Consider the following 22539-nt stretch of genomic DNA (forward strand, 5'->3'; position numbering starts at 1 on the left):
CAATGACCCACTGGCTGCAGGACCAAGCCCGCGTCCGCGAGCGCCGGGGCTTGGTTAGGTCGCCGCTGGTTCGCGGGGTGAACCCCGGGATGATTGATCTCGCCAGCAACGACTACCTCGGCTTGGCCACGGACCCCAGGCTGGCCGAAGCTGCGCGGGAAGCCATCGCAATGTGGGGCACGGGCGCTACGTCATCGCGATTGGTGGCGGGCACCACCGAACTGCACCTGGAGTTGGAGCACGAACTCGCTCACCTGATAGGGGCGGACGCAGCGTTGGTCTTTTCCTCGGGTTACCTCGCGAATCTGGGTGTCACTACGGCCCTCGGCGGCCCAGGCACGTTGATGGTGGCCGACGAGCAATGCCACGCCTCGTTGATGGACGGCTTCCGGTTGAGCCGCTCCGAGGTGAAAAATTTCAGGCACAACAGCGTGGAGGACGCAGCGAAGGCTTTGGCCAACCGCATCCACCCGCGGGCGGTCATCGCCGTGGAATCCATCTATAGCGTGGGCGGGGATGCATCACCACTTGCGGAACTCCTGGAGCTGGCCGAAACACACGACGCCATGCTGTTGGTGGACGAAGCCCACAGCTTGGGCGTCGCGGGAACCGGAAGCCAGCAAGGGTGTGGGGCGATCGCAGGAACCCGCTTGGCCGGACATCCCAACGTCATCGTCACCGCCACCCTTTCCAAGGCGCTCGGCAGCCAAGGCGGCGCTGTCCTCGGCTCATCGATGGTCAGGGACCATCTGGTGAACCGGGCCAGAAGCTTCATCTTCGACACCGCGTTGGCTCCCCCTGCGGCCGCCGCCGCGCTCGCGGCCATTGGCATCATCAGGGCAGAGCCTTGGCGTGCCGCGGCCGTCCACCGCAATGCAGCCGCCCTGTCTGCCCAACTGCAACCCGCGCTGCAGAGGCTCGGCACCGCCGTCGACCGTTCCGCCGGAGCAGTCCAGTCCATACCCATGCCGTCCGCCGAAGCGGCCCTCGCCGCCAGCAAGAAAGCACATACGGCGGGCGTCAGCGTGGGGTGTTTCCGTCCGCCGTCCGTCCCGGACGGGGCGTCCCGTCTTCGACTCACCGCGCGGGCCACCCTCACGCCGACCGACATTGAGCAAGCCTGCGCGGTGTTGCGCAGCATCCTGGAGAGAACATCATGAAACTACCTACCGTCATCCTGGTCACCGGTACCGATACCGGCGTCGGCAAGACCATTACGACGGCGGCCCTCACCGCCGCGCTTCATGCGCGCGGCCGGAAGGTTGCCGTCTATAAGCCGTGCCAAAGCGGAAACGTGCTGGGTGACTCAGACTGCGCCGAGGTTGCCCGGTTGGCGGATCCACTCACTGCGGAAGCCGGCGTGGTTCTTGAAGAACCCATGGCTCCCGTCCCCGCCGCCGCACTGGATGGGGTCACGTTGCCCCCACTGGCCGCCCATGCCCAGCGGATCCGTGAGTTGTCTGTCCGCCATGACCACGTGCTGGTGGAAGGCGCCGGTGGGCTGCTGGTGGAGTTGGACCACGACGGCGGGACGCTGGCTGATCTCGGCGCGCACCTGGGTGACAAGGCTGGTTTCGCCGTGGTTGCACGGCCGGCGTTGGGCACGTTGAACCACACGGCGCTGACGCTGGAGGCGCTGGACACCCGGGCCCTGCCGGTGGTGGGTTTGGTCCTTGGGAGCTGGCCGGCGACGCCGAGCGCGGTGGAGCTCAGTAATCTGGCCACTTTGAGGAGTTGGCCCGTTCCGTTTCTGGGGACGGTTCCTGCTGACGCCTCCGGACTGGATCCTGCCGCTTTCCGCGCCCGAGCGTGCGATTGGCTCGAAGAGCTTCCGGCATGAGCGCGACTATGGCTGCGGAACCAGGACTTCCTGAGTCCGGAAGCTGTCCTTACCGGGTGCTGCGGAGCCCCGACACGGTGCGGGAAGTGTTGCACAGGCCCCAGGACTTCAGCCCGGCCAACGCCCTGCTCGCTGTAACGCCGTTGAGTGGGCGGGCGCTGCGCATACTGCAGAAAGCCCGGTTCGCGCTGCCGCCGGTCCTGGCGAGCAACCACACCGAGACCCATACCGGCATCCGGAAGGTGGTGGCGGGCTTCTTCACGCCAGCCACAGTGGCGGCCATGGAACCCCGTATTCGCGGTCTGGCCCGGGAATCGGCAGCCCGTGCAGCGCAAGCCCTCGCCTCTGATGGAAGCGTGGACCTCGTCCAAGCCGTGGCCGCGGATCCCCCGGCGGTCATCATGCTGGAAATGTTGGGGCTGCCGGTCCGCGACGTGCCCGCATTGAAGGCGTGGAGCTTGGACTCCTTGGAACTGTTCTGGGGTTGGCCGGATGCTGACCGGCAACTCGAATTGGCACAGAGCGCCGCGGACTTCTACACCTGGTTGAGGGAATTGGTCCTGGAGTCTGTGGCTTCGCCGGACTCCAACCTCTTCAATGCGCTTGCCCTCCACGGGCTGAGCACACAGGAAATCTGCTCATTGGGCTACTTCCTCCTGATCGCAGGCCAAGAGACCACCACCCAACTCATCAGCACCACGCTGTTCCGGTTGGCCGAGGGCTCCCGGGGCATCTCCTGGAGCGAGGCGGCAAGCGGTCTGAGGGCGCGCGACCTGGCCCGGCACGTCCTTGCTACCGAGTCCTCCGTTCCCACCTGGCGGCGGGTGGCTACCAACGACGCCCTTCTTGACGGCACACCTATCGCGGCCGGTGAGGAGATCCTGCTGGAATTGACCGGCAACCACGGATTCCCCTGGGCCGAAACAGAAGACGGCGAGGGTGCCGACCGTTCGGGGCCAACCCCGTACGGCTTGGCGTTCGGCTCGGGGATCCACCGCTGCCTAGGAGCCAAGCTCGCAGAGCTGGAGGCCGCCGTCGTCGTTCATGAAACGGCAGCCGCACTCAAGGGGGTCCGTCTACAGAATTCAAACCCGGACTGGATCCGGTTGTTGTCCTTCCAAGCACCCCGAACAGTGGTGGTGGAGCCTGGGTAGGCTGGATGCATGGGCGAGAGCCGGGACCTTCTGACGCGGGAGCAGCGCAGCCGCAACATGTCCAAGATCCGTGGGAAGAACACCAAACCTGAGCTGCTGGTCCGCAGGCTCCTGCACGCGAAAGGCTACCGGTACCGGCTCCACGGCCAGTCCGGAGCGGCCAAACTACCGGGCCGCCCGGACCTGGTGTTCGCGGGAAGGCGCAAGGTTATTTTCGTCAACGGTTGCTTCTGGCATTTCCATGACTGCAAAGCAGGGCAGCACGCCCCTGCAGCGAATGCCGAGTTCTGGGAAGCCAAGCGAACACGAACCCGCGAAAGGGACGCGCTGCAGCGGGAACAGTTGGAAGCTACCGGCTGGCAGGTATTGACGGTGTGGGAGTGCCAGCTGAAGGACAGGTCCATGCTCGAAGATCGGCTCACAGCATTTCTGGAATCAGCGGTGGGCTAAGGGGCGCCCGTGGTGCTCGGGGCGGAGTTCACGGATTGATCCGTGACAGACGCCTGGGAACTCTGCTGCCACAATGCGAAAGCGGCCGACCCTCCAATGCCCAGCAGGACGGTCATGCAGACCACGATGATGAGCATCAGGCCCGGTGACGGGCGAGCACCACTTTCCATGTTGTTTCCCGTTCCCTGATTCAGCCTGGAAACGCCCAGATCTGCTTTTCATAACTTTGTTGGGCGGAGATCAAGAGTGGCTCTGAGTCCGCTCAAGATTAGATCAATCTTTGGATTTGTGGCGCTGCGGAAGTTCCACGGGTCCTACTGTTGAATCGTGAATCGATTGTTTGGAGGCGGGAGGGGTTTGGTGTCTGAGTACGACGAGTGCACCGACGCCCTGGTGGATCGCACCGTCCTCACCGAACTCCAAGCAGAGCTGGGCGGCGACCAAGCCATCATCGGAGCGTTCGTCAGGAACTACATAGCCTTGCTGCCGTGGCGGGTTTCGCGTCTGCATCGGGCACTGGAAAAACTGGACATCGAAGACGCCATGGACGCGGTGCTCAGCCTGAAAACGTCCAGCCACATGGTGGGTGCCATCTGCATGAACCGGCTGGCAGAGGAGCTGGAGATCAGCATCCGGCTCCTGCCCGGCGCGGAGCATTTGCATGAGCTCTCCGCGCAGGTCCATGAAATCGACCGCTTCGTCTTCGGCACCATAGACGAGCTGGAAACACGGATTCTGTAAATTTCTTCACCTTATTGAAGAGAAACCATTGACTCGCTAAAAATCTTCACTATAGTTGTGTGAGTTAGCTCACCAACGAAGGATGCGGCAATGACCACCGAGACTCCTGCTCCACCAGCCACCAGCGAACTGCTGGTGACTGTCGGAAACAAGGTGCGCACCATGCGCAAGGCAAAGGGCATGACCCTCGCCCAGCTCTCGGACGTTACCGGCCTAAGCCAGGCGATCGTCAGCCAGATCGAACGCGGCATGGCCAACCCTTCCTTCACTACGTTGGCCCAGCTTGCCCACGGCTTGGACATCCCCGTAGGGAGATTCTTCATAGGCCAGGATGAATCAAAGTCCCCCGTGGTCCGCAGGTCCGATCGCCGCAACCTCAAGAACGTCACCCGCGAGTCTGTGGGAGAGGCAGTTCACGAACTGTTGACCCCCAATCGCGATGGCAGCATTGAAGCGCAGTGGATCAGCACGCCCCCAGGGCATGACACCAGCGACACCCCTTTTACCCACAGCGGTGAAGAGTTTTGCTACATCATCTCCGGCCGTAAGGACGTCTACTTGAACGGCGTCTGCTACAGCCTTGAAGAGGGCGACTCCATCACCTACTCCTCAGAGATCCCCCACTGGTACAAGAACAGCTACGAAGAGGTATGCGTAGCCATCTGGGTCAACGCACCACACGCGTGGTAACCCTGGCGCCCCCAAACGGCGCCGGCGTTTTCCCTTAACTGTCCGGACACGACATCGTGGCCGCTGACACTCCTTGCCACATTCGCATCACGCGCCTCCTCCAACAGGCGTTGATGCGTCATACCCTCCCACGCCCTTCGGGGCGTCAGCGTAAGGACACTTCCATGCTCGACACGCAAACGGCGGACAACGTAGTACCGCCAACAGGCACCACCACTTCATCCCCCCAAAAGAACGGGAAATTCACCCCCGAGGTGCGCAAAGGACTCCTTGGCTTGGGCCTCGGAAACGCCCTGGAATGGTACGACTGGATGGTCTTCGGCCTCCTGTCCGCCTTCATCGGACCGAATTTCTTCCCCAACACCGATCCGCTGTCCGCAACATTGAACGCGTTGGCCGTGTTCGCCGTCGGTTTTGCCTTCCGGCCCCTAGGCGGCATCCTGCTGGGAACCTTGGCGGACCGCATCGGCCGGCGGCGCGTCATGCTGCTCTCCATCATGCTCATGGCCGGCACTACCCTCATCATTGCCGTTACCCCGAGCTACGCCACCATAGGCCCCGCGGCCGGCATCATCCTCGTTGTGTGCCGCATTTTGCAGGGCATCTCCACCGGCATCGAAGCTCCGCTCTCCACCTCACACGCCGTGGAGCTCGCTCCGGAGGGCCGCGAAGGCTACGTGGCCGGCATCATGTCCTTCTACGTCAACATCGGCATCCTGCTTGCCTCGCTCATCAGCTTCCTGTGCAGCTTGGTCCTTGGCGGGGCCGCAATGTCCGAATGGGGCTGGCGCGTACCCTTCATCATCGGCGCCCTGTTCGGCTTCGTGGTGCTCTACCTGCGCCGCTCCCTCCCTGAGACCCTCAAGCAGGAGGAAATGGCCACCAACACTCCCCGTGCAGTGTGGAAGGGTGTGCGCAAGCACTGGCTCTCCGTCCTGGCCATCATCTTTGTGGTGGGCGCAGCACAGGCCTACAACTACGCCTGGAACGTGGGCCTGCCCAGCGCAGCACGCAGCGGGTTCAAGGAAGACCCCACTGCCGTCTTCGCCCTCACCACCATCCTTGGGGTGGTCCTGGTGATCGGCAGCTGGGTTATCGGCAAACTGGCCGACGGCAGGGCAATGTCCAAGTGGTTCCTGATCACGCGCATCCTTGCCATCCCTTCCGTGTTCCTCATGCTGATGTACGTCCAGCCTGGGATTGGCGGCTTCGCAGCAGTGCTCTTGGGCGGCTCCATTGTCCTCGTCCTGAACATGACCCTCTACAACGTGGTCAGTTCATCCCTGATGCCCAAGAACATCCGCGGAACAGGTGTGGCCTTGGGCTACGGGATCGGTGTGGCTCTCTTCGGCGGCACGGCTTCCTACCTGTTGGTCTGGTTCCAATCCCTGAACATCACCTGGGTCTTCCCGGTCTACGTGGCCGTCCTCTCCATCCTCAGCATCGTTTTCTACCTCGCCGCCCGCCGCTCCAACGGCATCTTCGTCGGCAAGTAAGGACTCCTCATGAACACCATTGAACTCAGCTCGTCCATTGAACTCAGCATTACGACGGCGGACCTCACTGCCCCGGTCATCTCCCGTTCCGATGTCCTGGTGGTTGGTGGCGGCCCCGCAGGCGTCGCCGCTGCCGTCACCGCTGCGCGCTCCGGCGCCAAGGTCACGCTCCTGGAGCGCTACTCGTCCTTGGGTGGCCTGGCCTCAGGTGGCATGGTCCTGGTGCTCGACGACATGATCAACGGTCAGGAAATCACCGTCACCGGCATCGTCTCCGAGTACGTGGAACGTCTGCAGAAACTGGGCCTGGCAATCGTCCCGCCCGCCGATGACCGCAAGACCTCCGAGGAACTCTGGAACAAGTGGGGCCGCTATGGCACCTTCGACTTCCACTCGCACACCAACCCCAAGCCCATCTGCTACGCCGCTGCGTTCGATCCCGATGGCTGGAAGCGGGTGTCCAACGACCTCGTCCGCGAGGCCGGCGTGGACCTCCGGCTGCATTCCTGGTTCTCCCGACCCATCGTGGACAACGGCGTGATCAAGGGCGTCATCGTCGAAACGAAACTTGGCCCGCAAGCCTTTATGGCCGACGTCGTCATCGACACCACCGGTGACATCGACGTCGCTTCCCGTGCCGGCGCCAGCTACGCCAAGGACAACTACCTGACCACGCTGGTCTTCCGCCTGGGCAACGTGGACACCAAGGCCGCAGAAGCCTTCGAGCAGGCCAACCCCAAGGAAGCCCGCGCCATCAACCGCAAGATCAAGCGACTCCTCGGCGGCGCCTGGGAGCTGTGGTGGCTCAAGACCCCCATCGACGGCGTGGTCTGGTGCAACGCCCCGCACATGTCCGGTTTTGACGGCGTTGACCCGGCAGACATGACTGCCGCCGAATTCGCAGCCCGGGACCGGATCTCCGAGGCCGTGGACTACGTCCGCGCCAACCTCCCTGGTTTCGAGAACTGCTACATGCTGGACGTCGCCTCCCAGATGGGTGTCCGCCAGACCCGGCTCCTGCAGGGCGAGTACGTCATGACCAAGGACGACGTGACCCAGCGCCGCCATTTTGCCGACACCGTGGCCCGCGGCCGCGACTACTACTACCCGTACCGCTCGCTCCTGCCCAAGGAAGTGGACCAGCTCCTGGTGGCCGGCCGCCACTACTCCGCAACACCGGAGGCCCAGAAGATGTCCCGCGAGATCCCGCCCTGCATGGCCATGGGCCAGGCCGTCGGGGTCGCAGCTGCACTCGCAGTGGAGAACAACCTCCTGGTCCGGGACGTCTCCGCACTAGACATCCAGCAGGGCATGCGCCGCCACGGCGCAGACCCGGGCGACGTGCCGTCGTCGAACGCCACGGTGGACGCAACGGCAGCGGTGCCGGCATGAGCTCCGTAACCCTGGACCCCGTGAATCTGCAAAAAGCACCAATCACGACGGCGGCACGCGCCGCCTCGGCTCCGGCGCCGCTGCCTCTGGAGGGCATCAAGATCATTGACTTCACCCAGGTGTTCATGGGGCCCTCCTGCACTCAGCTGCTGGGAGATTATGGCGCGGACATCATCAAGGTGGAACGCCCCGGCGCCGGTGACATTTCGCGCAACTCATTCCCGGACCAGGACGGCCAGGACAATCCGATCTTCCTGTCCATCAACCGGAACAAGCGCAGCGTCTCCGTGGACACCCGCACCGACGAAGGGCGCCAGGTGCTACGCCGGCTCATGGCTGACGCCGATGTGGTGGTCAGCAACTTCCGCTCCGGCGTCATGGAGCGCATGGGCTTCGGCTACGAGGAGCTGAAGGCCAACAACCCGGGCATTATCTGGGCTTCCGGCACCGGGTTCGGCCCTGAAGGGCCCTACTCTCACAAGGGCGGCCAGGATGCGATCGCGCAGGCCTACTCCGGTGTGATGTGGCGGCGCGAGTCCGAGGACATGAAACCTGCCATCTACCCCACCACCCTGTGCGACTACATCACCGGCATGCACCTCATGCAGGGCATCCTCCTGGCTTTGCGAACCCGTGAAACCTCGGGCACGGGCCAGAAAGTGGAGGTGACCATGTACGACTCCATGCTGCACCTCCAAATGCAGGAGGCGTGCATGCAGCTCAACCGCGGCTACGAGGTCAACTGGGGCGCCATGCCACTGAGCGGTGTCTTTGAGACTACCGACGGTGCCGTGTGCATGGTGGGCGGCTTCACGCCTGACCCGCTGGCCCGCATCTCTGAGGCTCTGGACCTCGATGAAGACCTCACGGAACGGCCGGGCTTTGCAACCCTGGAGCAGCAGTTCAAGAACAAACCCGCCCTGCAGGCCATCTTCCGTGAGCACTTCGCCACCAACACCACCGAATACTGGACGGCGAAGCTGGAAGAACAGGGACTGCTGAACGCGCCCGTGCACACCCTGGAGCAAGCCCTGGCGGACGCGCAAACCGAAGCCAACGGCATGATTGTTGAAGCCGAACACCCCACCGTGGGGACAGTCCGGATGCTGAACGCACCCATCCGGCTCTCCGCCACTCCGCCCACCGTCCGCCGCACCGCTCCCCGATTGGGCGAGCACAACGTGGAAGTCCTGGTGGAGAACGGCTTCGATGCAGAAACCATTGAACGCCTGCAGCAGTTGGGAGTCCTGCGGTGACAACTTCAGTTGACGAGCGGGTTGACACCGTCACGCTCACCATCAAGAACAACGTGGCAACGGTGGTGATCGACCGCCAGCACGTGCTCAACGCAGTCGACGCCACCGCACAGGCCCGGCTCAACGGGATCTGGGAACAGCTGGAGAAAGATCCAACAGTGCGTGCGGTGGTGATCACGGGCGCCGGATCCCGGGCCTTCTCGGTGGGCGCGGACATGTCCGCCTCAGCCGTGGACAAGACCGGATTGGAGTACTGGGCCAGCCTGGACCCCCACGGTTTTGGTGGACTTAGCCTGCGCACCAGCCTGGACATTCCGGTGATTGCCCGGGTGAACGGCTATGCCCTGGGCGGCGGTATGGAGATGGTGCTGGGCGCGGACATCGTAGTGGCTGCCGATACCGCACAGTTCGGCCTGACCGAGCCCCGGGTTGGGCGACTGGCCCTCGACGGCGGCATCCACCAGTTGGTGCGGCGGATCCCGTACACGCAGGCCATGGGCATGCTGCTGACCGGCCGCAAGGCAGGTGCAACGGAAATGCAATCCATGGGGCTCGTCAACGAGGTTGTGCCTGCTGAAGAACTCGACGCCGCGGTGCAACGCTGGGTGGACCAGATCCTCGCCTGTGCACCCACCTCCGTACGGGCCGTGAAACAGATGGTCACGCAGACCACGCATCTGACCGCCAAGGAGGCCCGGGGCCTACGGCTTCCCGCCCTCATGGCCGCGCTGGACAGCGAGGACTCCGCCGAGGGCGTCAGGGCCTTTCAGGAGAAAAGGCCTCCAGTATGGCCTGGCAGCTAGGCATCCCGTCCCCGTACTTACCCGGTTCGCACTGAAAGGAAGCAACCATGACGCAATCTTCTGCGCCCAAAAACCGAGAATCCCTGCCTGCCGGCGTCTGGGGCGTCGTCGCCACACCATTCCAGGGCAGCACGCTGGACGTGGACCTGGACAGCCTGGCCGAACTCGTTGAGCACTACGAATCCATTGGCACCACCGGGCTGACGGTCCTTGGCGTCTTTGGCGAGGCCGCCGCCCTGACAGCAGACGAACGGCGCGACGTCTTGGAAACAGTCGTCGAAAGCACCTCACTGCCACTGGTGGTGGGCATCACCGCGCTGGCAACCCGCCCGGCGATCCAAGAGGTAATCGCCGCCCAGGAAGCCGCCGGGGCACGCTTGGCTGCCGTCATGGTGCAGGCCAGTTCGGCCGCATCCGAGACGCTGATTGCACACTTGGACGCCATTCATCGCGCCACCGGCGCCAGGGTCGTCTTGCAGGACTATCCACTGGCCAGTGGCGTCACCATCAACACTCCGGCGCTGATCTCCGTGGTCAACGCCTGCGACTATGTCGTCGCCGTCAAGGCCGAGGCACCCCCCACCAGCGTCGCCATAGCGGAATTAAGTGCCGCCGTGGACGTCTCCGTTTTCGGTGGACTCGGCGGGCAGGGACTCTTGGACGAACTGCTGGCCGGTGCCGCAGGGGCGATGACGGGTTTCTCCTACCCCGAGGCCCTGATTTCCTGTATCCGGGCGTGGCAAGAGGAAGGCTACGAAGCTGCCCACCGTGAGCTTTTGCCGTTCCTGCCCCTGATCAATTTTGAGCAGCAGGCAAAAGTGGCCTTGGCCATCCGGAAAGAGTGCCTTCGGGAACGCGGGCTCATCAAGGACTCCGGTGTCCGGGCACCGGCCGCAGGGTTCCCGGGAAGCCTGCGGCCCGGCATGGGCACGCACCTTCGCGAAGCTGCCCGGGCACTAGATGCCGCGAAAACCACGGCAGGGAGCTTCTGATGGATCTGGGAATCGCCGGAAAGACCGCCATGGTTGCTGCATCCACGGGCGGGCTGGGCCTGGCCGTGGCCCGTGCGTTGGCCGCCGAAGGTGTCCGAGTGGCCATCGTTGGCAGACGCAGGGACAGGGCCAAGGACATCGTCTCAGAGCTGCAAGCAGCTTACGGAATCGGTTCACTGGGTGCCACCGGCTTTGACGCCGTGGCCATCGAAGCGGACCTCACCACGCCCGAAGGCATCGAGTCCGCAGCGCAGCAGACGGTTGCCGACTTGGGGCCAATCGACATCCTGGTTCTCAACGGTCCCGGCCCCAAGCCAGGCGCCGCGGCGACCCTGGGCTCAGAGGACATCGCCGCGGCTTTCGATCTTCTTCTTAAGCCCCATCACGCACTGGTCTCCCACGTCCTCCCGGGGATGCGGCAACGGCGTTGGGGCCGCATCCTGGCCATTGGATCCAGCGGCGTTGTGGCCCCGCTGCCCAACCTTGCCGTATCCAACACGGGGCGCGCCGCGTTGGCCGGGTACCTCAAGACCCTCGCCGCGGAAGTCGCCTTGGACGAAGTCACCGTGAACCTGCTCCTCCCCGGCAGGATCGCCACCGACCGTGTCACCCAGCTCGATCAAGCCGCAGCAAAACGGCGCGGCACTACGCTGCATGAGATTCAGCTGGAATCCCGCAAGACCATCCCCGCCCGCCGCTATGGAGAACCCGCCGAGTTTGGTGCCGCTGCCGCCTTCCTGTGCAGCGCGCCGGCGTCGTACATCACCGGCATCGCACTCAGGTGCGATGGCGGACTGATCCGCAGCCTTTAGCCCCCACTACTTCACAAGGAAAAACCATGACGTCCACAGCTTTGGAAACCACCCTCGGACAAAAAGCCACCATCACCGCCCAGCACCTGATCAATGGTCAGTGGCTCGGCGAGGCCGACACGCAAAGGATGAACCCGGCACGTCCGGATGAGCCCGCTGCGCTTTCCCCCAGCGGCTCAACCCAAGACGTTGACGCAGCCATCACGGCAGCCGCAGCAGCCCAGCCCGGGTGGGCTGCCTTGCCCGCACCTTCGCGCGGCACCATCCTCATCACGGCTGGCAACTTGCTCATTGAACGCCAAACCGCCATCGCCGAGGACCTGGTCCGAGAAGAAGGCAAGACCCTGGCCGAGGCCAAGGGAGAGGTCAAGCGTGCCTCGGACGTTCTGCGCTTTTTCGGCTCGCTCGGCTGGGCTGCCACCGGGGAAGTCCTCCCAAGCGGCCTGCCGGACACCACCATCACCACCCGCCGCGAAGCGTTGGGCGTTATAGGCCTCATTACCCCGTGGAACTTCCCCATCGCCATTCCGGCGTGGAAGACCGCGCCGGCACTGATCAGCGGCAACACCGTTGTCATCAAACCCGCCGAACTCACCCCGTTGTCCGCGACGCACCTTGCCCGGGCCCTGCAGGACGCCGGCCTGCCGGCAGGGGTGTTCAACGTGGTGCACGGCAAGGGCCGGATAGTGGGCGACGCCTTGGCCCGGGATCCGCGCATCGCCGGTATATCCTTCACGGGCTCCACCAATGTGGGCCTCGGGCTGCAGGAGATCCTGAATGCCCGCCGGGCACGCGTCCAACTGGAAATGGGTGGCAAGAACGGCGTCCTGGTTCTCGATGACGCCGATGCCCGCAAAGCGGCCGAGGTAGTGGCAGCCGGCGCCTTCGGTCTGACCGGCCAAGCCTGCACCGCAACCTCCCGGGTATACGTGACACCGGGAATCCGTACCGCGTTCCTCCAGGCACTCGTGGAAGAGGCTGCCGCGTACACCACCGGGGACGGACTCGACGGCGGGGCACGCATGGGCGCTGTGGTGAGCAAGCAGCAATTCGAACAGGACCAAGCAGCGGTACGTGCCGCAGTCGAGCGCGGAGCGACGCTCCTGCACGGACGTTACGACGGCGACACGAACGGACCCCTGTTCTTCCCGGCCGCGGTTCTGACGGACCTGCCCATGGACGACGCAGCGGTGACGGAGGAGATCTTTGGTCCGGTAGTAGCCGTGCTGGAAGTGGCGGACTATGAAGCGGGCTTGGCCGCGATCAACAATTCCCGCTACGGCCTGACGGCCGGTATCTGCACGGATTCGCTGGCACTCGCTACGGACTTCAGCGCCCGGGTACAGGCCGGCGTGGTGAAGGTCAACCGTCCCACCGCAGGCCTTGACCTGAACGTTCCCTTCGGAGGCGTGAAGGATTCCTCCACCAACACCTTCCGTGAGCAAGGCAGGTCCGCCCTGGACTTCTACACATGGGGCAAAACCGTCTACACCGGCATCTAAGGCGCCATGAGCTACGTGATCGCCCAGCCCTGCGTAGATGTGAAGGACAGGGCTTGCATCCAGGAATGTCCCGTTGATTGCATCTACGAGGGCGATCGTTCGCTCTACATCCACCCTTCCGAATGCGTGGACTGCGGTGCCTGCGACCCCGTGTGCCCTGTTGAGGCGATCTACTACGCGGACGACGTCCCTGATGAATGGGCCGACTACGTCATGGCCAGCGTGGAGTTCTTCGAGGAACTAGGGTCTCCCCAAGGTGCCGGCGCCATGGGTCCGGTGGGCCGCGACCATCCCGTCATCGCCGCCGAACCTCTGCGTGTTGGTTAGTTACTGTTTGAAGGAGCCAGCCGGTAGCCGACGCCGCGGACCGTCTCAAGCCACCGTGGCGCCTGGATGCTGTCGCCTAGTTTCTTGCGCAGGTTCCCCATGTGCACCTCAACGGCACGCTCGTCAGCATCGCTGACGTAACTTCCGACGTCGTACGGTTCGTTGCGGAGGCGACGCGCGAGGTCTGCCTTGGTCCGAACAATCCGTCCCGTCTCCAGCAATGCGAGCAGGAGGTCGAACTCGGTGCGCGTCAGCTTCAACTCGGTACCGTTCAGGACCGCGGTGCGGGAACCGGCAGAAACGGCCAAGCCGTTATGGCTCATCTCCGGGTCCACCACTTCTTCCGGAGCGCTCTTTGTTTCCGATGACGCGCGGGGCCGTCGCATCATCGCTTCAACACGTGCGCGCAGTTCCCGGGGGCGGAAGGGCTTGGTGAGGTAGTCGTCGCCGCCGGCTTCCAGACCCATCAGGGTGTCCAGTTCTTCAGCGCGCGCCGTGAGCATGATGATGTAGGCGTCGGAGGATTTACGAATCTGGCGCGCTACCTCAAAACCATCAATATCGGGAAGGCCAAGATCCAAGGTAATAACATCGGGATTCAGCTCACGGGCCGATGTCACACCTGCGGATCCCGTGGACGCAGTATGCACATCAAATCCCGCCTGGGATAGAACTACGCGTACCAATTCGCGGATATCCTGGTCATCTTCAATGACCAGCCCCACACGTGCTTCACTCATCGCTGCCCCTCAGCCCCTTCGATAACCTCAGAAGTATATCCATTTTGGTTAGGCTGATCTCATGAACCGACTTTCTTCCGCATCTTTGGTGGATGTGCCATGACCCACCCTTCGACTTGGGATATTGGTGAAAAGAAGAAATTGTTGGTTTTTAGGCGCTCTTTCCACGAACATACCCTGCGTATGCGCGTTGTCCTCAGCCAACTGCCGTTGTCTGTGTGTGTCTGCATTTCAGCCGTCCTGGTTTGGCTGTATTTTCCGGCCACCCTCGAAAATCCGCTGTTCCTCATTTTCCTGCTGAGCCAGGCACTCCTCCTGGCACTGTGCATCATGGTGCCGTGGCACCGGCTCCCCTTCGCCAGCTTCCTCACCATCCCCATCCTGGACATGGTCTCCATCGGTTTCGGACGGGAAGGTGCGGTGGAGTCCATCACCGGCCTCAGTGTCCTGGTGGTGCTGCCGGTCATCTGGCTGTGCGCTTCCGGGTTGTATCCGAAGCTCGCCATTGTCCTGTCCTTCCTTGGACCGTTGGGGATTGTCTGGGTTCCCCTGTTCGTGAGGGGCACCCTCAGTGAACAGGACTTCACCAAACCGCTCCTGTTCCCCATACTGATCCTGGGGATCGGTGTTTCTGTCAGCGTTCTGACCCTGAGCATGGTGCGCCAGCAACGCGCTTTGGAGCTAAAGGACGAGGCCCTGAAGGAAGCGTTGGACGTCAGCACCAAACAGGAACGGCTCCTCAACACCGTCATGGAGACCCTGCCGTTGGGCGTAGTGGCTGTTGATGGCGACGGGCACGATATCCTCATGAACCGCCGCCAACGCCAAACACACGCCTTGGCAACTCCCCCGGACAACGACGATCCCAACGAATCCCAGTTGCTGATCTTCGAATCGGACAGGACCACGCCACTGGCGGTGGACCGTCGACCGGTGCGACGTGCTGTGCTGGGCGAACGGTTCACCGACCAACTCGTGTGGCTGGGCTCCGGAGCCGATCAACGTGCCTTCACTGCGAGCGCACGTCCCATGGTGGACGACGCCGGGAAGTTTGCCGGATCAGTGGTGGTGTTCAGCGACGTGACGGATCTGGTGAACGCGCTTGCCGCCAAGGACGACTTTGTTGCCAACGTCTCCCACGAATTCCGTACCCCCTTGACGTCCATCCTTGGCTACGTGGAACTCATCCTGGACGATCCGGACGCTCTCGATGCCCGAGCCCGCAAGCAACTGGATATCGTCAGGCGCAACGCTGAGCGGCTGCTCACGCTGGTCTCGGACCTCCTGGTTGTGCGCTCGGGCCAGATCGTCATTCAGCCCCATGCCGTGGACGTGGCCGAGCTGGTAAGGGGCAGCGTCAACTCTGCCGAACCCCGCGCAGCGAAGGCCGGCATCCGATTGTCCATGGACATTCCGGAGGCCTTGGAAGCCCACGTTGACTCGTCCCGCATTGCGCAGGTACTGGACAACCTGGTGTCCAACGCCATCAAGTACTCCCCCGACGGCGGGGACGTGGAAGTAGCGGCGTGGGAGGACCAGGACTTTGTGTTCTGCCGGGTCACGGACACCGGGATGGGCATGAATGAGGAGGAACAGGCGGAGGCCTTCACCAAGTTCTTCCGCGCCGGCGGTGTCCGCAACAGCACCATTCCCGGTGTGGGCCTGGGGCTGCCCATCAGCAAAGCTATAGTTGAAGCCCACGGCGGCACCATCATGGTGGCCAGCGAGCCTGGCCAGGGCACCACTTTCACCGTGAAGATACCAGCCTGAGCGTCAGTGCTTGGCTGCCGCTGGACCCATCTCTGCATCGCGACGGCGGCCGAACAGGAAGTAGCTGACCGGCCCGAAGAAGTTGATGAAGGAGACTGCGCGCCAGATGGCCTTTTTGCCCCTGATTTGCTGGTCCGGGGTCTTGCCGATGCTTCGCTGCGCAGCGCCCAACAGGGCCATGTTCACCGCTCCGCTGACCAACAGCATGATCCGTTGGCCTTTGGTCATATCGCGCCACGATTTCTTGCGGGCCATGATGCCTCCATCCGTGAAGATTTACTTATCAGGCTAGTCCGACGCCGACCGGCCCGCCACAGCTTGGCGTACAACTTCGCCCCATGATTGTTCGGCCAAGTCAGCCACCGCAGCCAGGATCTCCGACGGCGGCAAGGACAGATCCAAGGGATACTCCACAATGTCGATGTCCGTGTTGAGGATACGGCGCAGCTTTACTTCCCCCGCTCCTGCGTAGATGAGCCAGGCTGTGGGAACCCTGAGGGCCGTGCAGTATGCCAGCAACTGGTAGTGGTCGGCGCTCAAGGAGGCACCGGCGTCGGAAGCGGCCTGGTATTTGGAGTCATAGACCACCACGGGGCGGCCACCCAGGAAGTGGACCGCGTCAGGGCGGACAGTCAAGCGATCGGAGTCCCGAACGGCTTCGTTGAGGAGGGCCCCATACTGGAGGCGCATTTCCCCCGGGTGGGCACTCATGGCCGCCCTCAGCGCGGTCCCCACAAATTCCTCGAACACCTGGCCCATGTCCACCACGAAGGACGCAGTTTGCTGTTTACCCTCGCCGGCTTCGGCGGAAGCATTGCGGAGAATCACCTCGGCCAACCGCAGCACCGCGTGATACCTCAGGTTCATCCGGCTGGCCCGCCACGGCGGCAGGGGCGCACCGGACTGAAGCCGGGTGACGGCGTCGAGCTTTCCCTTAAGCTGCCGCAAGCGGCTCAGGACATCCGGCCGAACCCCCGGAACCTTACCCATCCGCTCCAACGCAGCACGGAGGATACGGTTCTCAGCAATGTCCTCTGTGAATTCGTCGTAGGAGACCTCCAGGGGCACCATCATTCCCGGACGGCGGGAGATCTGGTCCGAGATCCGGATACGCCCCTTGACGGTGCGCAGCGATTCTTCCACTGTCAGGTAGCCCTGCAGGACGCCACGGCTCAACGCTCTGTCAGCCAACTGGGCCAGCGATTCCGCCAGGGCACTCCACAGATCCGGGTGTTCCACGGCTTCCACTGAATGGTCGCGGAAGCCCTGTTCCCCGGCGTAACTGAGCAGGAAGAGGAGCCGGCTCAGGCCCAGCCGATCCTTGGGACGCACTTCGAGCTGCACCGTGGCGGTGCGGACTGAGCCCACCTTGCCCACAGGTTCAATCCGGTAGAGGCCCATGCCCATGGGCGAGGCCTTGGCCAGGCCGCTGGTATTGATGAACGCCGCCGATTGGGGATCGAGTTTGTCCACCACCCCGCGGGAGAGTTCGTCCATGACGATGTGCCGGGGCCCGGAGCCAGCCCGCCCGGCCGTGGCTGTAGGTCGCCCGGCTGTGGCTGTAGCCCGCCCCGCATCCGAAGACGTTCCCCCCGCACTGGCAGGCGCTCGGCCGGGCCTGGGCGGGATGGCTTTAGCGGGCTGCAAGACGTCTCAGCAGCTGATCCAGGCCGAAGCGTTCCTCCAACTGCGCCCGGTTCAACTGCCCGTGGTAGTGCTCCTCCAGCAACGGCATGAGCTCGTACTTCCAGATGCGACGCAGTCCTGTGGGATTCCGGGCAGCATTCTTCATGAAGTAGGACGGCCCGATCATCAGGTCCCGATCCCAGTCGTCGATCGCGTCGTTGAGCGCATCCAGCAGGTCCGCGTTCAGGGTGTCCAACCCCCGGGCTTCCAGGAAGCGGCGCAGCGTACCGCGGATCGGCTCTTCCTTGGGGTGAAGCTCTATGAAGGCGAAACGACGTCGGATGGCGGCATCCATCATGGCGATGGAGCGGTCCGCAGTGTTCATGGTGCCGATGATGTAGAGGTTGTCCGGCAGGCTGAAGGGCTCGTTGGGGCTGTACTGCAGGTAGATGCGGTCATCCCGGTACTCCAACAAGAAGTACAGCTCACCGAAAACCTTGGCCAGGTTGGCACGGTTCATTTCATCGATGATCAGGAAGTACGGTTTGTGCGCATTCTCGGGCTTGGCAGCTTCCTCCGCCAAGCGCCGCAGCGGTCCGGCGACGAGCTTGAAAGAGACTTGGCCGTCGTCTGTTTTGTCCGGCCGGTAGCCCTCGAAGAAATCCTCGTAGGCATACGAAGGGTGGAATTGCACCAGCTTCACACGTTCATCGGTGTGGTCACCGGCCAGCTCGGCGGCAAGGTGCTTGGCCAGGTACGTCTTGCCTGTACCCGGCGGACCGTACAGGACCAGTTGGCGGTTTTCCTCGAGCAGTTCCGCGATCTCCTTGAGCGGTTCGAGATCCATGTGCAGGGACGCCGCGAACTCTTCCGTCAGGGGCCGGAACCCTTGCTGGATAACCTCGACGACGGTGGTGGGCGGCGCTTCATCCTCGCCATCGGTTTCGGCCTCCACGGGGAGCAGTTCCTGCAGGGCCTGAATCACCCTGGTGACGTCCACGATGATGCCCGGCGTGGATAGCTGACGCTGGGCGTGACGGGGAAGCTCGGGGATGGCGTAGCTGTCATCGAACCACCGGACTTTGCGGCGGATGCGTCTGTTGTCCTCGTGGTGTTCAGGTTCGCCAAGGACCACACCAACCCGGACCCGGCCGGCGTGCTGGTACAGCGTGAGATCGCCCGGCTTCATGACCGTCAGGAACGCGAAGACAGCCGTCTTGGTGTCTTCCCGTTCCACGTAGCCCAGATGTTTGTAATCCTCGTCCACGGCATGTTGAACTACGCCTGCCGTGACCCCTGCGGTGAGGGCTCGCAGGTGTTCGACATCCAAGGTGGCCTTTTCTTCGGCGACCCAGGCGGCCAGGAGGTCAGCATTGTCGTGATGCGTGCGCAGGAGCCAGGATCGGCGGCCTGGATCTCCCACTTTGCGCCACTGGCTCACCAGTTGGCGGGCGTACCAGTCGATGCGCTGCCCGGCTTGCTCGTCCAGGTGCAGGCGGATGCGGTGGATGTCAGCGGTGATGTCCTCATCCGTATCACCTTTGGCACCGCCCACGAGAGAAGCAAAGGCGTCCCGGATTTCCTGGCGTTCAACATCTGCCACCACGGGCTCGAAGTAGCTCGGCCACACCAAGTACTCGATGCTGCGGCGCAGGGCAGGCTGGTCCTCGGGCGTCGCTGCCGCCAGTTCGTGGAACTTCAACGGATCTGCGAGTGCTTCGTTGATGGTGGCCGTGCTTTGGCTGTCCACGTGGGCAACGAAGCGGCACAGCCACTTCAAGTGGTCCCAAATGGTCCAGTTGAACTCGGCGGTTCGGTCACGGATAACGCCGTGGTCCGTCATGCCCTCGTATAGCTCTTCCGGCAGCTCGATGGGCGGCTCAACCCAGGATGCCGCCTCGGCGACGCGGGCGCGCTTGACCCGCAACGACTTGACCTCATGCGCGAGCGGCAGTGATTGCAGGAACAGCAGTTCCACGGCCAGCAGTTTGGCTTCCCGGGAAGCGCCATCGAGGTTCTGCCGCAGGTTGGTCATCATGGGCGCCTTGGAGTCCTCAACCCCGCGTTCGAGCCTCTCCAGAAGCTCGCCCGCCGCATCTGCGGTCCACGTCAGCGTCCTGCCGTCCAGCGCCGAAGGTCTCCCGTGAAGCGCCGGACCCAGCACATACCAGGCCGCGTCCTCGATCTCCTTGGAGACTCCGGGGGCACGGTCAATGGCAGTTTTTACGGAGGGAATCACCATGCCAACTTACCTTGTTTGGCTTATCCAAGCATCTGGATATCCACAGGCCCGCAAACCGCCGTGTAAGTGCAGTGCTAGCTCCCGTCCCGTAGATCCGCCGGAGGTTCTTCCTTCAATTCGATGGCGTCGAAACGTGCCTCGCAGCCATCCCCCATGGGTGCCTGCGACATGAAGCCGACGTGAACCGGTTTCTCCGTATCCAGCCTGAACAGGCGGACAAAGGACCAGTCCCTGCCATCCGTTGACGAGTGGAACGCCCACGCCGGCCCCACCCTGCTGACGCGCAGGTAGACCCACGGCGCTGTCACCACAGGCCCGTTGGAGTCGTCTGAATAACCGTTGGTCACCACGCTGACCACCATCGCTTCACCTTGCGGAGAATATTCGAAGCAAAGCTTGGCCCAGTGATCGCTGTCCGCCCACAGAGTCAGCACACCGGCGTCGAACGTTGTCCGCGGCGAGGCCACCAAAACCCGCGCCGAGAGCGAGAACGCAGCCGGCGCCCTGAAGCCGAGCGCAGTGGCGCCGTGCTGCGGTTCTCCTCCGAGGGAGTCATTGGTCCAGTCGACGCCCGATGCCGCGGCGAGCGTCAGCGTCGCCTCGGCCTCGTCATAGCTCGCGTGACCGGCGGACGATGTCCACTCCAATGCCGGCAGTCCTGCTATCTCGGGAATCAATCGGTGCTCCTCAGTGTCCTGGACAAAAATGGTCAAGAACACGCTTTCAGAGATGTGCGCGGATGTGCGGGAGGCCACACCGGGAGACCTCTAATGCATCCCGAACTGGTACGCCGCCGGCACTGGCTCGCCTGGACAAACCTCTTCCCACAACGCCGCGATCGCGTCTTCGCCTTCGCGGAGGTCCGGAATCTCCACCCCTTCACGCAGGATCGCGGCTGCCTCGGTCGCCTTCCCTGTTCGCGCCAGAGCCAGCGCCCTGAGGAACGTCAAACGTCCGACGGCGGCGCCCTCCTTGGGTGCCGACTCCGTCAGTTCCAGCGCCTTGGCCGGGTCCCCGTGCCGGATACTGAGTGTGACGGCCTCTGTCAGGAAGGCCGTGGTGGAGGGGTCGGTTTCTACGCCGTTCCGGAGTTCGACCAGCCCATCGGCATCCTGCCCCTCGGCGAGGAGCGCCAAGCCCAGTCCCCTATGCGCGAGCGCTTTGGTAAGTGGCCGCACGTCGCCGGCCGCCACCACCTCCCGATACAACGCTTTAGCCCCGGCCAAGTCCTGCCGTGCATGCATCACGGTGGCCAGGTGGAATGTCGCTTCAGGACTGTCCTGCCCCGCCAGCAGCTCCTCCCAGTCCGCCCCGGCGACGAAGCTGGGCGCGCCGTCGAACGTTGTTCCGTGCAGCAGCCCAAGCCACGGTTCCTGCTCGGCCGTGACGCTCTCATCCACGAAAGGTGTACCGCTTTCATCCACCCAGCCTTTACCGGTTTTCAATCGTCGGGCACGCTCCACTACGCCCCAACCGCTGCCGTGCAGCAGCATTTTCGACGGCGGGACATCGGCATCGTTGATGGCGGCGGGAAGCATGGCCTCAAGTTCCTCATGCGGCAGGAGTTGTTCCAAACGCTCGCCGGCGTGCGCCACCGCGGCATCCCAGTCGGAACCGTGCGAGGTCTTCGGATCAAGATGCCCGTTCCCGTACGCTTCCACCCAAGCCCACTCGGCGCCGGCGGGCATCACCAAGTGTTCGAACTGCGTCTGCGCGAGGCCGGCCTGGATCTCGGCGTACGGTCCGGCTCCGGGGCTCAGCCACTCCTGCCACCGCTTTCCGCCCTGCCCTTGGCCCCACACGAAGAGTTTCTTTCCCCGCAGGAGGCCCGTGGACAGCATCGCCAGCCCGTCGCCGTCGTCGTCCACTGCCGCAACCCAACGCCGTTCGGAAGGGTCGATGTCGAAGAAAAAGTCAGCCGCATGCGGACTGTTGACCAGCCACGTGCCGTCATACCCTTCGTGGTCGGTAGGTCGCAAGCGGGTAATGTCCGTGGCGTAGTCACTGCCGAAAGCCTCGTCTGCCGGCGCGATGACCCGTGTGCGATCGGTTTCCGGGATGGCTGCGTTGCTCCACCAATACATGGGGACATCGTGCTCATTCGGGTTCCGCAGCCTGACCGCGGCGAACAGGACGTCCGAGTCCGCCGGCAACCACAGGTCCACCTGGAACACCACTTCCCGCAGACGCTCGTACTCCCACACGCGCAGGATGTGCTTGCCGTCCGGGGTGTGAACGATTGCGGTGTGCAGTGGATCGCAACTGGTGGGCGAGTGTCCGCGGGTGCCGATATTCCACTCAAGTCCGCCCGCGAACCATGCCTTGCGCAGCGCAATGTTGGCCAGCTGCGGAGCGTCGTGGGTGTGGAGGAGCTGCTTGCCGGTGGCTTTGTGGAACAGTTCCCAGATACGGCCGCCCAGCGACGGGATGATGGTCACCTTGAGCTTGGAGTTTTCAAGTACGACGGCGGGCAGTTCCTTGGGTGCCGCGTCGCGGCTGTATCCGTCCTGCATGAGGTACGGGTACACGTTGGGCACCACCCCGTAACGGGCCGACGCTTGGAGATCTTCAGGAACGCCCTCTCCCACGGTGTAGGGCTGGTCCAGTTCGGCCGCCACTACAGGCAAGGGGTTCAGGGGGCCGAGCTCGGCCATGGTCAGGGAGATGGTGGTGACGGTGAGAGTGGATGTTGCTGTGTCAGTCACG

Annotated in this window: 22 protein-coding genes; 15 read left to right on the forward strand and 7 right to left on the reverse strand. The window is 63.5% G+C overall.

The window, feature by feature from the left end:
* Positions 1 to 2: 2 nt before the first annotated feature.
* From AC1RJY_RS01990 to AC1RJY_RS02005, 4 genes are read left to right on the forward strand one after another with little or no spacing between them, the layout of a single operon-like run.
* The gene (locus AC1RJY_RS01990) at positions 3 to 1160 is read left to right on the forward strand and encodes an 8-amino-7-oxononanoate synthase (protein WP_498601251.1); all 1158 of its coding nucleotides are present in this window, start codon (positions 3 to 5) and stop codon (positions 1158 to 1160) included.
* Positions 1157 to 1840, forward strand: coding sequence for a dethiobiotin synthase (gene bioD / locus AC1RJY_RS01995; RefSeq protein ID WP_498601124.1), 684 nt, complete (start codon positions 1157 to 1159; stop codon positions 1838 to 1840). Before AC1RJY_RS01990 ends, bioD begins: the two co-directional genes overlap by 4 nt.
* Complete coding sequence (locus AC1RJY_RS02000; protein WP_498601126.1) at positions 1837 to 2994, forward strand: cytochrome P450 family protein; 1158 nt, start codon at positions 1837 to 1839, stop codon at positions 2992 to 2994. The genes bioD and AC1RJY_RS02000 overlap by 4 nt, the downstream gene beginning before the upstream one ends.
* A gap of 9 nt (positions 2995 to 3003) precedes the next feature.
* Positions 3004 to 3444: a very short patch repair endonuclease gene (locus AC1RJY_RS02005; RefSeq protein WP_014920970.1), complete on the forward strand. Its 441-nt coding sequence runs from the start codon at positions 3004 to 3006 to the stop codon at positions 3442 to 3444.
* On the opposite strand, the gene AC1RJY_RS02010 is transcribed toward AC1RJY_RS02005, so the two are convergent.
* Entirely contained in the window at positions 3441 to 3614 is a 174-nt protein-coding gene (locus AC1RJY_RS02010) for a hypothetical protein (protein ID WP_187329926.1), read from the reverse strand. The two genes, AC1RJY_RS02005 and AC1RJY_RS02010, sit on opposite strands and share 4 nt — an antisense overlap.
* Before the next feature lie 190 nt (positions 3615 to 3804).
* Here AC1RJY_RS02010 and AC1RJY_RS02015 point away from each other — a divergent pair, with 190 nt between their 5' ends.
* The 10 genes from AC1RJY_RS02015 (at position 3805) to fdxA (ending at position 13455) form a co-directional block, all read left to right on the forward strand.
* On the forward strand, positions 3805 to 4185 hold the full coding sequence (locus AC1RJY_RS02015; RefSeq protein WP_014920969.1) for a hypothetical protein: 381 nt from the start codon (positions 3805 to 3807) through the stop codon (positions 4183 to 4185).
* 90 nt (positions 4186 to 4275) lie between these two features.
* A complete protein-coding gene (locus AC1RJY_RS02020) occupies positions 4276 to 4875 on the forward strand; it encodes a helix-turn-helix domain-containing protein (protein ID WP_014920968.1) in 600 nt (199 codons plus the stop codon).
* A 164-nt stretch (positions 4876 to 5039) separates the two neighbouring features.
* The gene (locus tag AC1RJY_RS02025; RefSeq protein ID WP_210064466.1) at positions 5040 to 6371 is read left to right on the forward strand and encodes an MFS transporter; all 1332 of its coding nucleotides are present in this window, start codon (positions 5040 to 5042) and stop codon (positions 6369 to 6371) included.
* A gap of 9 nt (positions 6372 to 6380) precedes the next feature.
* On the forward strand, positions 6381 to 7763 hold the full coding sequence (locus tag AC1RJY_RS02030) for an FAD-dependent oxidoreductase (protein ID WP_498601130.1): 1383 nt from the start codon (positions 6381 to 6383) through the stop codon (positions 7761 to 7763).
* On the forward strand, positions 7760 to 9019 hold the full coding sequence (locus AC1RJY_RS02035) for a CaiB/BaiF CoA transferase family protein (protein ID WP_014920965.1): 1260 nt from the start codon (positions 7760 to 7762) through the stop codon (positions 9017 to 9019). The genes AC1RJY_RS02030 and AC1RJY_RS02035 overlap by 4 nt, the downstream gene beginning before the upstream one ends.
* Positions 9016 to 9822 carry an enoyl-CoA hydratase-related protein gene (locus AC1RJY_RS02040; protein ID WP_011773813.1) on the forward strand — a complete coding sequence of 269 codons (807 nt, stop codon included), beginning with the start codon at positions 9016 to 9018 and terminating at the stop codon, positions 9820 to 9822. The genes AC1RJY_RS02035 and AC1RJY_RS02040 overlap by 4 nt, the downstream gene beginning before the upstream one ends.
* Before the next feature lie 47 nt (positions 9823 to 9869).
* The gene (locus tag AC1RJY_RS02045) at positions 9870 to 10814 is read left to right on the forward strand and encodes a dihydrodipicolinate synthase family protein (protein WP_014920964.1); all 945 of its coding nucleotides are present in this window, start codon (positions 9870 to 9872) and stop codon (positions 10812 to 10814) included.
* Entirely contained in the window at positions 10814 to 11626 is an 813-nt protein-coding gene (locus tag AC1RJY_RS02050) for an SDR family oxidoreductase (protein ID WP_498601133.1), read from the forward strand. Before AC1RJY_RS02045 ends, AC1RJY_RS02050 begins: the two co-directional genes overlap by 1 nt.
* A 26-nt stretch (positions 11627 to 11652) precedes the next feature.
* The gene (locus AC1RJY_RS02055; protein WP_498601135.1) at positions 11653 to 13128 is read left to right on the forward strand and encodes an aldehyde dehydrogenase family protein; all 1476 of its coding nucleotides are present in this window, start codon (positions 11653 to 11655) and stop codon (positions 13126 to 13128) included.
* Positions 13129 to 13134: 6 nt separating this feature from the next.
* Entirely contained in the window at positions 13135 to 13455 is a 321-nt protein-coding gene (gene fdxA, locus AC1RJY_RS02060; RefSeq protein ID WP_011773809.1) for a ferredoxin, read from the forward strand.
* Here the strand turns inward: fdxA and AC1RJY_RS02065 are convergent.
* On the reverse strand, positions 13452 to 14195 hold the full coding sequence (locus tag AC1RJY_RS02065; protein ID WP_210064470.1) for a response regulator transcription factor: 744 nt from the start codon (positions 14193 to 14195) through the stop codon (positions 13452 to 13454). The two genes, fdxA and AC1RJY_RS02065, sit on opposite strands and share 4 nt — an antisense overlap.
* 99 nt (positions 14196 to 14294) lie before the next feature.
* Here AC1RJY_RS02065 and AC1RJY_RS02070 point away from each other — a divergent pair, with 99 nt between their 5' ends.
* Positions 14295 to 15965 carry a sensor histidine kinase gene (locus tag AC1RJY_RS02070; protein ID WP_498601137.1) on the forward strand — a complete coding sequence of 557 codons (1671 nt, stop codon included), beginning with the start codon at positions 14295 to 14297 and terminating at the stop codon, positions 15963 to 15965.
* A gap of 3 nt (positions 15966 to 15968) precedes the next feature.
* Here AC1RJY_RS02070 and AC1RJY_RS02075 read toward each other — a convergent pair whose 3' ends face one another.
* The 5 genes from AC1RJY_RS02075 to AC1RJY_RS02095 form a co-directional block, all read right to left on the reverse strand.
* Positions 15969 to 16220, reverse strand: a complete 252-nt coding sequence (locus AC1RJY_RS02075) for a PLD nuclease N-terminal domain-containing protein (RefSeq protein ID WP_011773806.1) — start codon at positions 16218 to 16220, stop codon at positions 15969 to 15971.
* Between the two features lie 33 nt (positions 16221 to 16253).
* Positions 16254 to 17462 (reverse strand): 5-methylcytosine restriction system specificity protein McrC, encoded by a 1209-nt coding sequence (locus AC1RJY_RS02080; RefSeq protein ID WP_210064471.1) that lies wholly within the window; start codon positions 17460 to 17462, stop codon positions 16254 to 16256.
* A 136-nt stretch (positions 17463 to 17598) separates the two neighbouring features.
* Positions 17599 to 19833 (reverse strand): McrB family protein, encoded by a 2235-nt coding sequence (locus AC1RJY_RS02085; protein WP_498601139.1) that lies wholly within the window; start codon positions 19831 to 19833, stop codon positions 17599 to 17601.
* 74 nt (positions 19834 to 19907) lie between these two features.
* Positions 19908 to 20510, reverse strand: a complete 603-nt coding sequence (locus tag AC1RJY_RS02090) for a DUF1349 domain-containing protein (protein ID WP_498601252.1) — start codon at positions 20508 to 20510, stop codon at positions 19908 to 19910.
* A 90-nt stretch (positions 20511 to 20600) separates the two neighbouring features.
* On the reverse strand, positions 20601 to 22538 hold the full coding sequence (locus AC1RJY_RS02095; protein ID WP_498601141.1) for a DUF5107 domain-containing protein: 1938 nt from the start codon (positions 22536 to 22538) through the stop codon (positions 20601 to 20603).
* Position 22539: the final 1 nt, after the last annotated feature.

It is taken from the genome of Arthrobacter sp. GW822-FHT05G07, from assembly GCF_058799755.1.

Coding starts and splice junctions, on each gene's coding strand:
- AC1RJY_RS02000 (WP_498601126.1), top strand. CDS start 1,837: ATGAGCGCGACTATGGCTGCGGAACCAGGACTTCCTGAGTCCGGAAGC.
- AC1RJY_RS02005 (WP_014920970.1), top strand. CDS start 3,004: ATGGGCGAGAGCCGGGACCTTCTGACGCGGGAGCAGCGCAGCCGCAAC.
- AC1RJY_RS02055 (WP_498601135.1), top strand. CDS start 11,653: ATGACGTCCACAGCTTTGGAAACCACCCTCGGACAAAAAGCCACCATC.
- AC1RJY_RS02050 (WP_498601133.1), top strand. CDS start 10,814: ATGGATCTGGGAATCGCCGGAAAGACCGCCATGGTTGCTGCATCCACG.
- AC1RJY_RS02010 (WP_187329926.1), bottom strand. CDS start 3,614: ATGGAAAGTGGTGCTCGCCCGTCACCGGGCCTGATGCTCATCATCGTG.
- AC1RJY_RS01990 (WP_498601251.1), top strand. CDS start 3: ATGACCCACTGGCTGCAGGACCAAGCCCGCGTCCGCGAGCGCCGGGGC.
- fdxA (WP_011773809.1), top strand. CDS start 13,135: ATGAGCTACGTGATCGCCCAGCCCTGCGTAGATGTGAAGGACAGGGCT.
- AC1RJY_RS02035 (WP_014920965.1), top strand. CDS start 7,760: ATGAGCTCCGTAACCCTGGACCCCGTGAATCTGCAAAAAGCACCAATC.
- AC1RJY_RS02070 (WP_498601137.1), top strand. CDS start 14,295: ATGACCCACCCTTCGACTTGGGATATTGGTGAAAAGAAGAAATTGTTG.
- AC1RJY_RS02080 (WP_210064471.1), bottom strand. CDS start 17,462: ATGGACGAACTCTCCCGCGGGGTGGTGGACAAACTCGATCCCCAATCG.
- AC1RJY_RS02025 (WP_210064466.1), top strand. CDS start 5,040: ATGCTCGACACGCAAACGGCGGACAACGTAGTACCGCCAACAGGCACC.
- AC1RJY_RS02065 (WP_210064470.1), bottom strand. CDS start 14,195: ATGAGTGAAGCACGTGTGGGGCTGGTCATTGAAGATGACCAGGATATC.
- AC1RJY_RS02085 (WP_498601139.1), bottom strand. CDS start 19,833: ATGGTGATTCCCTCCGTAAAAACTGCCATTGACCGTGCCCCCGGAGTC.
- AC1RJY_RS02075 (WP_011773806.1), bottom strand. CDS start 16,220: ATGGCCCGCAAGAAATCGTGGCGCGATATGACCAAAGGCCAACGGATC.
- AC1RJY_RS02020 (WP_014920968.1), top strand. CDS start 4,276: ATGACCACCGAGACTCCTGCTCCACCAGCCACCAGCGAACTGCTGGTG.
- AC1RJY_RS02045 (WP_014920964.1), top strand. CDS start 9,870: ATGACGCAATCTTCTGCGCCCAAAAACCGAGAATCCCTGCCTGCCGGC.
- bioD (WP_498601124.1), top strand. CDS start 1,157: ATGAAACTACCTACCGTCATCCTGGTCACCGGTACCGATACCGGCGTC.
- AC1RJY_RS02030 (WP_498601130.1), top strand. CDS start 6,381: ATGAACACCATTGAACTCAGCTCGTCCATTGAACTCAGCATTACGACG.